General features: G+C 40.9%; 12 protein-coding genes. 6 read left to right on the top strand and 6 right to left on the bottom strand.

All coding sequences use genetic code 11. The features are described from left to right. Window positions 1–178: 178 nt before the first annotated feature. Window positions 179–346, bottom strand: coding sequence for a type II toxin-antitoxin system HicB family antitoxin (locus KKC46_21745; protein MBU1056425.1), 168 nt, complete (start codon window positions 344–346; stop codon window positions 179–181). Window positions 347–460: 114 nt separating this feature from the next. Here KKC46_21745 and KKC46_21750 point away from each other — a divergent pair, with 114 nt between their 5' ends. The 5 genes from KKC46_21750 (at window position 461) to KKC46_21770 (ending at window position 5,327) form a co-directional block, all read left to right on the top strand. After that, window positions 461–1,234 (top strand): ceramidase, encoded by a 774-nt coding sequence (locus KKC46_21750; protein ID MBU1056426.1) that lies wholly within the window; start codon window positions 461–463, stop codon window positions 1,232–1,234. A 159-nt stretch (window positions 1,235–1,393) separates the two neighbouring features. Continuing rightward, the gene (locus KKC46_21755; protein ID MBU1056427.1) at window positions 1,394–2,674 is read left to right on the top strand and encodes a 3-deoxy-D-manno-octulosonic acid transferase; all 1,281 of its coding nucleotides are present in this window, start codon (window positions 1,394–1,396) and stop codon (window positions 2,672–2,674) included. Window positions 2,675–3,196: 522 nt separating this feature from the next. Beyond that, entirely contained in the window at window positions 3,197–3,742 is a 546-nt protein-coding gene (locus tag KKC46_21760; protein MBU1056428.1) for a hypothetical protein, read from the top strand. A gap of 32 nt (window positions 3,743–3,774) precedes the next feature. After that, the gene (locus tag KKC46_21765) at window positions 3,775–4,638 is read left to right on the top strand and encodes a hypothetical protein (protein MBU1056429.1); all 864 of its coding nucleotides are present in this window, start codon (window positions 3,775–3,777) and stop codon (window positions 4,636–4,638) included. Window positions 4,639–4,655: 17 nt separating this feature from the next. Then, window positions 4,656–5,327, top strand: a complete 672-nt coding sequence (locus KKC46_21770; protein ID MBU1056430.1) for an HAD family phosphatase — start codon at window positions 4,656–4,658, stop codon at window positions 5,325–5,327. A gap of 114 nt (window positions 5,328–5,441) precedes the next feature. Here the strand turns inward: KKC46_21770 and KKC46_21775 are convergent, their stop codons facing one another. The 4 genes from KKC46_21775 to KKC46_21790 are packed head-to-tail and all read right to left on the bottom strand — an operon-like array spanning window position 5,442 to window position 11,758. Beyond that, window positions 5,442–6,746, bottom strand: coding sequence for a TolC family protein (locus KKC46_21775; GenBank protein ID MBU1056431.1), 1,305 nt, complete (start codon window positions 6,744–6,746; stop codon window positions 5,442–5,444). A gap of 2 nt (window positions 6,747–6,748) precedes the next feature. Continuing rightward, a complete protein-coding gene (locus KKC46_21780) occupies window positions 6,749–10,039 on the bottom strand; it encodes an efflux RND transporter permease subunit (GenBank protein ID MBU1056432.1) in 3,291 nt (1,096 codons plus the stop codon). After that, entirely contained in the window at window positions 10,032–11,117 is a 1,086-nt protein-coding gene (locus KKC46_21785) for an efflux RND transporter periplasmic adaptor subunit (GenBank protein MBU1056433.1), read from the bottom strand. Before KKC46_21785 ends, KKC46_21780 begins: the two co-directional genes overlap by 8 nt. A gap of 23 nt (window positions 11,118–11,140) precedes the next feature. Next, complete coding sequence (locus KKC46_21790; GenBank protein ID MBU1056434.1) at window positions 11,141–11,758, bottom strand: TetR/AcrR family transcriptional regulator; 618 nt, start codon at window positions 11,756–11,758, stop codon at window positions 11,141–11,143. A gap of 494 nt (window positions 11,759–12,252) precedes the next feature. Between KKC46_21790 and KKC46_21795 the strand changes: the two genes are divergently transcribed. Further along, on the top strand, window positions 12,253–12,726 hold the full coding sequence (locus KKC46_21795; GenBank protein MBU1056435.1) for a hypothetical protein: 474 nt from the start codon (window positions 12,253–12,255) through the stop codon (window positions 12,724–12,726). A gap of 210 nt (window positions 12,727–12,936) precedes the next feature. Here KKC46_21795 and KKC46_21800 read toward each other — a convergent pair whose 3' ends face one another. Further along, entirely contained in the window at window positions 12,937–13,617 is a 681-nt protein-coding gene (locus KKC46_21800; protein MBU1056436.1) for a hypothetical protein, read from the bottom strand. Window positions 13,618–13,689 lie beyond the last annotated feature (72 nt).

Here is a 13,689-nt window from a genome sequence, read left to right on the forward strand (position 1 = left end):
AATACTCAATGTATTCCTGTGGTTGAAATTTTCGCCCGCCTTGAGCTTGACCAAACTGAAACGTTTTGAAAGTGGCTCTATCGATAGGTATATTTCTTTTATTCTATGTAAAAACAGGTTGTTGCGTATAAGCGATTTTTTGTTTGTTCTGCGGGACACTGATGTCTTGTGGTTTGATTTATTGACTTAATGTCGAACAACTGACAACACGATTAATACTGATTCCGGATTCAGCAGCTCGGATAGCAAGATTGCGATGAACCTTAAGAGAAATTCTGACCATAAACTTGCCACTATACTTCCGACAAGCAATAGGCTCCGATATTGACTCATTGTTGGCTTCCATATCTGCAACAACTTCCGGCACTAATTTTTGCTATATCATAAATACCAAATAATCTGATAAAGGGACTCTTTGGAAGGCGTTGTCGTTGAATCAATCTATAACTGGTAACAAATCATGGATATGCAAAAAAAGAAAGCTATCGGGATTGCATTAATATTATTGGTGACCACTGCAACAATCGTCGGGCTTTTGTTTGTTGAACCAATCTCGCAGGATATCAAATATCATCAATTTAAAGATTCAAAATTAATTCTGGCAATACCTAATTTTTTAAATGTTGTTTCTAATATTGCTTTTTTTATAGTAGGTGCTCTGGGAGTAATACAACTAAGAGAACCTGACAGATTAAAAATCATCCCTGATATTAAATTTGTATATTATTGTTTATTCTCCGGTATGATATTAGTTGCATTCGGCTCTGGTTACTACCATATCCGGCCTGATAACCAGACATTGGTATGGGATAGATTGCCAATGACGATAGTTTTTATGGCCTTGTTTTCCATTGTCATTAGTGAGTTTATTACAATCCGCATAGGAAAAGCAGTATTTCTGCCACTTATTATATGCGGTATTTCATCCGTACTTTATTGGCATTTTACCGAATTATCAGGAAGGGGTGATTTAAGATTCTATGCAATTATCCAATTTCTTCCAATGCTGCTGATCCCCATAATACTTATTACATTTATTTCAATATATACTAAAGCTTCCTCCTACTGGTGGTTGCTGACAGCATATATAATCGCCAAATTGTTTGAACATTTTGATGGGCAAGTCCTTACTGCAACAGGTTTAATAAGCGGCCATTCCATCAAACATATAGCAGCCGCATTCGGTATTTGCATCTTGTTGTTTTCATATGAACGACGGAGCAAGCTGCTCTGATAATTTTGTCGTTAATATTTATTTCAACAGGAAAAGTTGCCATCGGTGTTTATATATTATCTTATTGAAATAGGTTGTAGCAGATGATATTTTGCCCCAAAGTAGCTTATAGCTTAAAAGCATAATCATTTTTTTGAGATTTATAGGTAATAAAGGCATATGCCATCTGATTTTCTTATAAAACCGGCTTTTTTTATATATAATATATGCTGGAAGATAATTATTCCCCTGTTGCATTTTAATAAGAGGCTTGCCGAAGGTTTTTTGCAGCGAACTTTTAAAGAAGAACCGCTAAGAGCAGATCTGTGGATTCAGGCTGCATCAGCAGGAGAAGCATATTTAGCTGTAGAAATTCTTAAAAAATTAGAATTTAACAAGCCTGTAAATATTTTGCTCACTTCAGGAACAAAACAGGGAATGGATATTCTTGAAAGCTCTATAAAAGAAATCAATGATAAAGATATTGTTGTAAATACTTCCTTCTTTTTTTTCGATCAACCTAATCTGATGGAAAAAGCAGTAAATAAAATCAGCCCCAAATTGATGATTCTTCTCGAATCCGAGCTGTGGCCGGGACACCTTCTGGCGCTTAAAAAATCAGGATGTAAAACAATAATTATAAACGGAAGAATAACTGATAAAAGCTTAAATCAGTATCTGATCTTCAAATCATTCTGGAATGAGATAGCACCCGACAAAATTTATGCAATATCGGATAATGACGCCAAACGTTTTGCAATTCTATTCGGCGATGAATCTGTAGAAGTTATGCCGAATATTAAATTCGACAGGTTCGGCGGTAATGAAGTCAAATCTGATATCCAAAACCCAATAGAAGTATTGTTTCAGAATAATTCTCCTTTTATAGTGCTTGCTTCCATTAGAAAAAAAGAAGAACCTTTAATCGAAAATATTATAACTGATATTCTTAAAAAAAATCCCGAAACAATAATTGGCCTTTTTCCACGTCACATGAATAGAATCAGACCTTGGGGCAAAGCACTTGATCGCATGAATATTAAATGGACGTTAAGATCAAAAGCTAAAAACCATGCCCCAAAAGGAACAGTTATTTTATGGGATACCTTTGGAGAACTTCTACATGCCTATAAATATGCAAGAGCAGCATTTGTGGGTGGAAGCCTTGTCCCTTTAGGCGGTCAGAATTTTATTGAAGCATTAAATTATGGAGTAGTTCCCGTAATAGGGCCACACTGGGATAATTTTTCATGGGTAGGTAAAGAAATTGCTAAAGAGAAATTAGTAAGAGTTGCAGCAAACTGGCAGGAAGCAGCCGATATATTAAATGAACATATCAGCAATCCACCTTCCCGTGAAAATACAAAATTTGCTGCCAGTCAATATTTTAAGCATAGGCAAGGCGGTACAGCCTTTGCCGGCAATATAATCAAAGACCTTTTAGACAAGACGGCTTCGTAAAAACTCCACAATCAGAATGTTGGGCTAACTCACCAAAAAACCCAATATTATATACTGCCTTGCATGGCGGAAAACAACCATCCCGCCTGCTTAAATATTACTTGCAGGTTTTATAAAGATTTACTATAGAATACAGCTATATGGTTTTACTACGGCAGGACAATTGATAAAACGCTATTCGTTCTGTGTCTACAAAAGGAGGTTAATATACATCCTGTTTTCATCGTTATTCTGATAGCTTGTGCAGGTTGATCTTTTTTTGTCGCCATTATGGTAGGGAAAGGAATCGGCGTTAGGATTGGGTTCGCAATTTTGGATATTAAGGTGAACAATGATTTTAAAGAAATATTTTTGTTATCCATAGATTCCGGCAATTACACAACCAGGCGCTTAACTCAGACGGCTAACGCTGGCGGCGTTTTTCCAAATTCGCAATTAACTGCATTTTGAGCTTTCCATAAGGTCTTGGCAATTAATTTGCCGCTGGTTAGCTTTTAGTTATCCTTCTTAAAAGAGGTTCAAATGAATATAATTCTTGCTGTGATCGGCTTAGTTATATCTATCGCAGGTCTTTTAATCACAATATTCACTATATCTCAGAGGCGGAAAAAATCTTGGCGGCAGATTTTACGTGAGATTGATCTTTTAAAAGGCAAGCTAGCTGGTAAATTCAATTATATTATCAGTTTTGCTGATGGCGGTTTGATTGCTGCCGATTTATTACACATTAAAGGTGATTCTCAAATTCCAGTGTTATCTCTAAATTTAAAGATTATGAGGAACAATAAAGGGTCCAAATTGGTGAAAGTTCTCACTGGTAAAGATAGTTTGCTTTTTCTAAAAAACAAAAAAATTCTATTAATCGATGACGTTGTCCAGACAGGAAGGAATATGGAGGCTGTAGTAATCTACTTGACTGATGAAGTTGGCATCGACCGTGAAAACATTATTACAGCTGTACTTGGAAAACCTAAAGGCATTACAGGCTTTGTAGTTGACTATTACGGGTTTGAATATTCTACTAATACTATAGAACTACCATGGGGTATAGTCCCCCGGCATTCATAAAAAGAAAAAATACTGAAAACAACATATCGCCCATGACTATGAGATGGAAAAATATTATACCTTTAGAGTGTATTGCACAGGAAACTTTTTCAAGGAATTCTGTATTTGTTCAATATAAAAATTGTTTTTCACGGCGCTCTACTTTTCCTTTGTCTCATTGTATTGAAACAGCATGGGAAAAAGCAATATTAAAGGCTACACAATCGAACCACTGCGTACCCTACGATGCACCAAAATTCAGGTTGGCAAGAGTTGACTTTGAGGAAAATAAAATTTTCCTAAATATAGGATTGACATCCTATAAAAGCTACATTGCTTATCGAACAGACGTTAATATAAGACGGTTAACAAGATCAATTGCAAAAAATATGAAAATACCAGTCCATCAATTCTTACCAAATGTTATTGGTAATGTGGCAATTGTACAAACCACAGATGGGCATGTAGTTGTGATTAAAAGAAGTCCCAATGTCAGCACTTATAAAAATTACCTTGATCTGCCTGGAGGACATCCTGAACCATCCAATATCAAGGCACTTGCTAATAATAACGGGAGAAACATTGAAAGGCAAATTCATAATGAATTATTCGACTCAATTCGACAAGAAGTGCAAGAGGAATTAGAAGTGCCTATCTCCTTCCTTGGCCAACCAAAATTTCTTACTATACTTGTCAACTTGTGCGACATCATGACGCCTGATATAGTGTTCTTGCTGCAAGTCGATTTGAAAGCTCAGGAGGTTCAAGACGAGTTTCTGAAAAAGAAAAACCATAAACGAGAAATTAAGAAGGTTCTTTTATATGATCTAAAAAATTTAAATCCTAAAGAACTCAAAAAAAACACACCTATTTTAGAAGGAGCTTTTACCGTGCTCAAATCAATAAACGGACTGTAACCATTAGGATTCATACAATGAAAGCAATTAATCTGATAGTTCAATCTTCCGTCGTTCTTCTGGATTTCGACGGTGTAATAGTTGATTCTGAAAACTGGCAGATAAAAGCTTGGAACACTGCAATAGAAGAAATGAAGATTTCTATAGAGGGACCAATATCTATTGCAGGGATTCTTGATGAAGAAATAGCCCTTTCAATTGCAAAGTCAAAATCTGTGGCAAATCGTTTACTTCAGACCAAAAATAAAATATTTGTGCGACTTTTTGACGGTCAAAACCCTCCCCTTGTTCCAGGGGTACTTCAGTTTATAAAATTATATAGTAAGATTGGAATTATAGGAGTTACGTCGAATTCTAACAAATCGCGTTTGATGACGATATGTGAGTACTATGGTTTAAATAAATATTTAAGTATTGTTGAAGGAGCACGTGGTAAAACCGCTCCAAAGCCATCACCAGAAATTTATAATCTTGTACTTAATAAACTTAAAAAGTCTGCTGCCCAAGCGGTTGCTATTGAGGATTCTATACCTGGTCTTATTGCCGCAAAATCTGCAAATGTTAAGGCAATAGGGCTTCCAACCTCTTGTTTAATATCCGATCTTATACCTAAAGCTGATGCTGTATTTGAATCTTTTGATACTCTTATGCATCAATGGAAAGAGCTTAAAACAGTAAAATTGGATTGAAACGGTATAAAAAAGGAACTCCGGGAACGCTTCGAATGAAAATCAAGTTGCTTTCTTCTGCACTTGAAAACTTATCAAACTACGATTTGCCATCTATTAAAACATAATACGACCCTATATCTCGCCAACAGCACGTTTCAACCGCAATCCGGCCATACCAGCGTCTAATAAGGCATGGGTGTTATTGGACTCGCTTTTCGCACGCATGGTCTCGGCATCCAATACTTCCGTATGAATCGCAAGCCCGTTTGCATAGCGGTCCCGCACTACACGAAGGTTTTCTTCTGCTTCGTCAATAGCTGATTGAGTGACATAAATACGCTTTCGTGTTTCCATAACATCAAGCCATGCCTGGCGCACCTGAAGGGTGATGATTGAGGCAAGTTCATCCCGCTGTAAGGATAAGGCAGACGCCTGATGATTCACTTCACTTGCACGATGCCTGACACTACCGCCGTCAAACAGGTTCCATTTGACGCCAAGTACAACCAACCACTGGTCATTATAAACATGATATTTATTTTCCTGGAAGTCAAAGCCCCCGGAAACGCTTACCTGTGGATAATTTTCTCCGCGCACGGCATCGGATTTGTGACGCATGGCTTCAACCTGGCGATCCAGCATAGCCAGTTCGCTACGTTTAAAAAGCGCCCGTTCAGTCAATACGGACAAGTCTTCTTCCACCAGATCAAGAAAGTCTTCTTCCAGGGAAACAGGCCAATCCAGTGGACGCCTCAATCGCCGGTTGTAAGCTGCGTTTGCAAGATCCAGTCCGTTTGCCGCCTGCAATGCTTTCTGATGCGCATCTGCCAGAGCAACCCTGGCTGAAAGCATGTCACTTTTAGCTACCATACCATCTCTATACAAATTTTCCACATTGCGGGTGTGTGCCTCCAAACTCCGGACATGGCGCTTAATAACCTTTAATATACGACCGGCACGCAACACATCCACAAAGGAACTGGCTACCCAAAGCTTGAGGTTCTGAGCCTCAAAGTTTTCATTCAGCTTAGCCGCATGAAATAAAGCATTGGAAGCATCAATAGTACTTTCAATACTTCCGCCGGTATAAAGCGGCATGGTGGCCATCGTCGAATAACTTCCGCTATTTTGTTGCGACAGTGGGATTTCCAGTGACTGGCCTAATAAATCACTTTTAAGCTTGGTATCTTGCGACAAAGATGCATAACCCGCTTTAAGCACTACATTGGGAATATAGGCTGACTTTGCAGCCTTTAGCCCACTTTCGGCAGCATTTGTGTTTTCTTTGGATGCTTTAAGGCTGCGATCCACAGATATCGCAATATCCCATGCCTCTTGCAGGGTTTCGGATGCAGCATTACCGTTTGATAGCATTACAACCATTACCACAAGCGGCAGAAGCCAATAGTGTTTTATTGAAAGAATATCTCTTCGCATGGTTATACCTCTTCTTCTGCTATCTCTGTTTGCGCCGGCACCTGTTGACTTCGTTTGAGGAACATATACAGAAACAGAGGAACAACAATCATAGTGAGTATGGTAGATGCTATCGTTCCAAAGATTAACGATACTGCCAAACCGCCGAATAACGGATCACGGAGTATCACCAAAGTGCCGAACACGATGGCCAGAGCAGTCAACAGGATGGGCCTTAACCGAACAGCTCCTGCCTCCAGAACAGCCTGCCGCAATTCCATGCCCTGAGTCTGATAGTCCAAAACGAAATCGATAATAAGCAACGAGTTTCGTACAACGATTCCGGCCAGTGCAATAACGCCGACCATGGAAGTAACGGAAAACTTTGTATCCATGATCCAGTGACCGGGGAAAATACCTGTTACGGCAAGGGGAATAGCTGCCATGGCAATAATGGGAAGGGCAAATGATTGATAATAAGCCACCAGTATCAAAAAAACAAGGATGAGAGCCAATCCCAATGCAATCAGCATATCGCTGTAAGCATCCATCATCATGCGCTGTTCACCGCTCCACAAGAGGCGATAGCCATCAATTATATCCGGTTCCTTATCCTGAAATCCCATGTTTGCTGTGGTAAGTCTGCTGCCGTCAGCAAGCATCATTTTGTTTAGCCTTCGGTTAAGATCGAGCACGGCATAGACCGGGGCAGTACTTCCAAGTTCTCCCCCCACAAAGGTAACCCGCTCACCGTCCTTGTGAAGAATAGGACGATCGGTGATTGAGGGCTGAACCGTAACAAGTTCGGAAAACGGTATCCGCTGCCCCTGCATATTGGTCATGGAGATGCGCGAGAGCAGGACAGGATTGACCTCATGGCGCCGGGGAGTCTTTAAGCGGATAGGCACCGGATTTTTCTCGCCACGGATATGCGCGACACCCAATATCTCTCCATGGATCAGGCGACTTAGCTTGGCAGCCACTTCGGCACTGGTAATACCGGATAATGCAGCCTTTTCCCGGTCAACCACGAAATGGTGTTCATATACGTCTTCTGACTCCGAATCGGTTACTTCAACCATATCGTACGTTTTATGGAATTGTTGTGTCACTTGTCTTGAAAGAGTTCTTAACTGCTTAGTATCCTTCCCGTATATTTCGGCCAGAACAGTTGCACGTACCGGCGGCCCCGGCGGATCTTCAACCACTTGCACGGTACTGCCCGGATAGCGGGCGGCTATGCCCGTAACCCGGGGTCGCAGCTCTTTAGCAATATCGATAGAAGATTTGCTGCGTTTAGTCTTGTCAGTAAAATTAACACGAATTTCTGCAACAAAAGGGCCTTTCTTGTTTCCCGAACCACGCAGAAGAGCATTCAAATCGATAACACCTGCCTCTCCCAACCAGGTCTGGTAGTCGCAGACTTCCGGAATATTACGCAGCATCACACCGATCTCCCTGGCAAGCTGATCCGTTACTTCCACCGGTGTTGTTTCCGGCATGTCTATGGTTATATTCACTGTGTTCTTGTTATCTTTCGGCAAAAATGTAACCTCAACACCGAACCAGGTCTGGGGCCCGCTCAGGCCTTTCGCCGGACGTATAAACTGCCACAAAGGCTGTATTACGGAAAGCGTCATAGCAACTGTCACCAAGAGATATAAATACCTCCGAAGTTTTGGCCTGTCGATCAGCGGCGTCATAACTTTTTGGTAGAAACGATACAAACGGCTTTTTGAATGCTGATCTTTTGTACTGTGGGCTTTACCCGGAACCAGCCAGCGCACGGAGGACCAGGGAACAACACTGTAAGCCACCACAAGGGAAGCGGCCATTGCAACTGGCACGGTAAAGGCAACCGGATAAAGATATTGTCCCGGCATACCTGTCATAACATGTATCGAACCCAGCACCAGCATTATGGCAAGAGTTGCCAGATTTGTCGGGTTGCCAATCTCATTACATGCATATACTGCGGCCTGCCGTTTATCACTTTCGCCAAGGCCGGAATAATTACGTTGAATATTCTCAATTACTACAATAGCCGCATCCACCAGTAACCCAAGCGATATGATCAAAGCAAACAGCGTAACACGATTGATGGTCAGGCCAAACAAGTAATCCGTACCAAGTGTTAATGATAAAATCAGCGGCACGGTAATTACTATTATCAGCGCTTCTTTCAGCCCCAGAAATACGGCAATCACGATAAACACTGCTATCACGGATAACCCTAAATGGATCATCAAATGGTTTACAGTGTCATTTGCTTTGCGACCGTCGTTTCGGGTTATAATAACTTCCACATCAGACGGCACAAATTGTTTTTTCATACGCTCAAGACGTTCAAGAACATCGTTTGCTACAAATACAGAATTACTACCCTTTTTTTTTGCAACTGCCAGAGTCACAGCCGGTAACTCAGGCAACCGGTATTTGTCAAAGCGGGGATCTGCCGGGCCAAAACCAATACGAGTTTGCGGACCGATTTCTTCAGGAGGACCATCGACAATATCTGCTATGTCACTTAGATATATAGGCCGACCGGCGTGCTTGCCCACAATCAGCCGTTTGAGATCTTCATCCGAAACCAGATGGCCGTCTAAAGCAATCTTCTGGTTCTGTCCCTCCTGCACAAAGGTGCCAAGCGGTACAAACACATTAGCCGCTGTAATTAGCGAACGCACATTGACCAATGTAACACCGAATGCCTGCATGCGCACCGGATCGATCTCAATACGTATTTCACGGTCCCGACCGCCTTTAACATAGGTCGTTGAAACCTCTTCCAGGCTTCTCAGACCTTCTATTAAACGATCCGCAAGGCGCTTTAGGGCATAATCATCATATTTATCTGAGGCAAGGGTGACAGTAATAATAGGCACATCATCAACGTCCATGCTTCGTATTACCGGAGCCCCTGCCTCTAGAGGTAACCGATCGCGCTCACCTGTCACGCGATCATATAGATTAACCATGGATTCTTCCTTGTCCTGGCCAACCTTGAACTGCACCATCAGTGCTCCCATTGAGTTCACTGCGGTGGCAAAGGTATGATCAACCCCCGGTATCTGCTTAACGATACTCTCCAGTGGTCGTATCACATGTTCTTCCACTTCCTCAGGCGAAGCTCCCGGCAACAATACCTGAACCGTGGCAGCCGGCATGTTTATTTGCGGATTTTCTTCCCGTGGCATCATCAAAACAGTAAACACACCAAACAATGCACAGGCCAGAATTAAAAGCATAGTAAGCCTGGAAGTGACAAAAATATCAGCCAGGTGTCCGGCAATATTAAGTCTGCTGTCAGTCATTTTCAGCCTCTGCGTCTGCTATCTTATCGCCGTCACGCAGCGTGGGATCATTTTTGGCAACCAATCTCTCGCCGACATGCAGCCCGGCACTTACTTCAACCCTGTCCGGCCATTCACGCCCGATGCGTAACCAGCGAAAATAGGCTGCATTACTGTTATCTACAACGAATACTCCGCGTAATCCGCCACGCTCGACCATGGCCGATCTCGGAACAACCGGAGACTTGCTTTTACCAATCGGGAAAACCGCACGCCCGAACATTCCAGGCATCAGTCCTGATGTTTCGGCCATGGCAATTTTAACCTGATAGCTGCGCGTGACCGGATCACCTGATGGTACAACACGGCTTATCGTACCTTTAACGGGATTAGCCAGGCCATCGATTCTGATTTCCGCCGGATTGCCTTCGGTCATGGAAGTAATTCGGCTTTCCGCCACAAAAGTTTCAAACAGCAGATCCTTGCCTGATTCCAATGTCAAAAGTGTCTCACCCGGTAGGGCAAGATCGCCGGCCCGTTTGATACGTGCCACAACTATGCCATCCAAAGGACTTTTTATTTCGGTATAAATCCGTTGGGCAACAGCTGTGTCCAATCCGGCCTGCGCCTGATTGACGGCCTCGCTTGCTGCTTCATACTTAAGCCTGATCTTACGCCACTCATTGTCCGATACGCTCCCGCGTTTGAATAAATCCCGGAATTTTTCATAGTCGGTCTGTGCATCGCGAAACCCCGCTTTTGCCGCACTGACAGCCGCTTCTCCTTTTCGGATCGCACCTTTAACATCCGCTTCATCAAGCCGGACAAGGATCTGCCCACGTCGCACACGGTCACCCTCCTGTACCAAAATATCGCATATATAACCGCTCAATCTTGATGCAACATCAATACGTCTGTCCGATACCACCGAACCGATTGTAGCATATTCAATCTGTTCACCTGCTGATGCTGTCAGGATTGGTAGAAACCGGGTTTCCCGGGCGGGCTGGGCATAAATCGGCTGGTTCGAGTCACATCCGCTCAAAAATATGATAAATGCCAATGGACATAAAAATATTAGAAATACGCCGGTTTTCATTAAGCTTTTTCTCCCTGATATCTTTACTTATTTATTACACCTTCAATATCTTTCACTCCCATGCGCAGAAAATCAACCACATGTCTTGCCAGCACAACGGGATCGGTCTGCTCGGGACTATACCCCGGCATGGCCATACGGATTGCGCCCATTTCAACAGGAAAAAATATCATACCGAAAATCGACATGGACAACATATGGGCGTCATAACGCAAATTCAGTTTGGAAACCAAATCATGTACAGCAAAAAATAAATCTTTAAACACATATTCTGCCAACTTATGCTGGCGGTCCGCATTACTGTCCAGCCTTACCCTTTGCATAAGCGCCACAAAACTTTCATCTGTAGCCGCCAGTTGGGCAAGACTTTCAATGAATTTTTTAAGCCGCTCCCATGCCGATTCGGGCCCGATAAGAGCATCAGTTAGTGCAACCGATTTTCCCTGAAATTCATGTGCCACTACGTCTATATATAACTGTTCCTTATCCGGGAAATGGTAATAAAGAGCAGCAGGAGTAAGCTCAACGGCAGCAGCAATATCTCTCATGGAAACGCCGTTGTATCCATACTTGGCAAAAAACGGAACCGACAGTTTCAAAATTAATTCACGCGTTTTTTTCTTTGCAATTGATCTAGCCATTTGATATCCTTTATGTTTTAATAATTTAATAAAGAGCCTGCATCAAATTCTAACGAACGTTAAGTAAAAAATACGAAACAAGTTCTCCCGTGTCAATAGATATTTTTATATTTCTATAAAAATATTTTTAAAAGACAACCAAAATATATGAAATAATGATATAAATAAGGAACGGATAAATTTGGGCTGTTTATGGCAATGTAAAACTATGAATCCATTTTGAGTTTTCAAAAAGGTGACCTGCTATCAAAAGGGTCAGTCGGCCCGGTCATTAGCAACAAGGGTTTCATATTAAACTAAAACAATTTTAAAATTAAATATGCAGCAATTTTTAATTATTGGGGAACTCCGGAGAAATTTCATCCCCTTTTTTTGTTGACTAGCAACCCAGAATATATTGTATAAGATATTAAAGTCCGATTCGGACTAAATTTAAAAAAGGTGTTATTTGAGACACTAAATATTTAATGATATAAAAAAGAGGAGAAATATTCATGAGAAAATTTAAGTTTTTAGTCGCCGGTGTTATTTTAATGTTTTTTTTCACCGCGTCATTTATTGTAAATCCGGAAAAAGTTGATGCCGGAGATGTAATAAATGATCAGTGTTTAATTGTGTCTTTACAGGGAAAGATTGATACCGAGAAACCTGAGAAAATGGATAACGCAATAACAATAACCCCTCAAGATTTGGAAATTTCCGTTGGAGCATGTGCGGTATGGGTTAATTGGATACGAGGAGCTGAAATCAGTATTAGTTTTAAAGAAGGTAAAGTATGTAAGATATCTACCGATTATTCTACGTTAGGCTTTAGATTAACACCAAATTTAGGTTGCTATGTAACTGACTTTTTAAAACAAGGAGAAACAACCAGCTTAAGATTTATGGAGCCTGGTACTTATAAGTATAATATTTATACACAAAGCAGAACAAATCCGCTGGCTTCCGGTAATATCATTGTTAAATAGTAAATATTAAATGACCGCGGTAATAATTTCACTAAGCTCTGCTTTGTTAAATTAAATGATGCTAAAATAAAAAGCCTGCTCAGCTTTTATGGCGGGCTTTTTATGACTCATACCTCAGAATATATTTTATGGTTTACAAATTCAATGCGTACCTAATTTCCCCCTCTGATTCTTCCTTTATTTGGCAAGCATACCGTCAGGAAGTTCCTTTTACCTGGATTCATAAACGGTCTTGCTTATTAAACCTTTATCGTAATATTCTTTAAGCATACTGTCTATAAGTTCCTTTTGTTTGGATTCCCAAACAACCTTGCTGATGAGACCTTGATTATAACTTTCCTGAAGCTTACTGAGGCCTCTTTCAAGATCAAGACCTTTTGCAGTTGGGGTTTTCGCTGTTGATACTATAGACTCGCTAAAAACTGGCTTCTCGCTGCTTAAAGGGAGTCCTGAAAGGGTTATGGCGGCTAAGGCAAGATCTGAAAGATTACATTTATGCGGATCAATTTCCAAAGTATCATGGCTGGTTATTCCCAAAAATGAGTTCGCATAGGTAATTTTAATGGACTTTTGTAAAAGTTGAATGTGTTTTACTTCTGACCATTTGAAGAATTTCTTTCTTTTTAATACTCGAGGATGAGTAGTAGTATCTTTCGGCACATCCATGAAGAAATTATCTTTATCCACAATTGATCGGGTTTTATACGTATCACTGGTACATATTCTTATTATTTCAGCAGCCTGGTCCTTAGTCATTTTTCTATAATACTTGCTTTCGGCAACAAGCTTCGAAGGATCAGGTAAAGATACGGTATCTCCATACGCAAAATTTCCCATGAGAAATATGAGAATAAACACGTTTAAACATTTGAGTATACTTAACTGTTTCATAAATTAATTTCCTTTATAGATTTAAATTGTTTAACTCCTGACTATCATTCATTTATTCCTCTGGGATCAAAT

Source organism: Pseudomonadota bacterium (assembly GCA_018817425.1).
In the GTDB taxonomy this organism is placed as follows: Bacteria; Desulfobacterota; Desulfobacteria; order Desulfobacterales; family RPRI01; genus RPRI01.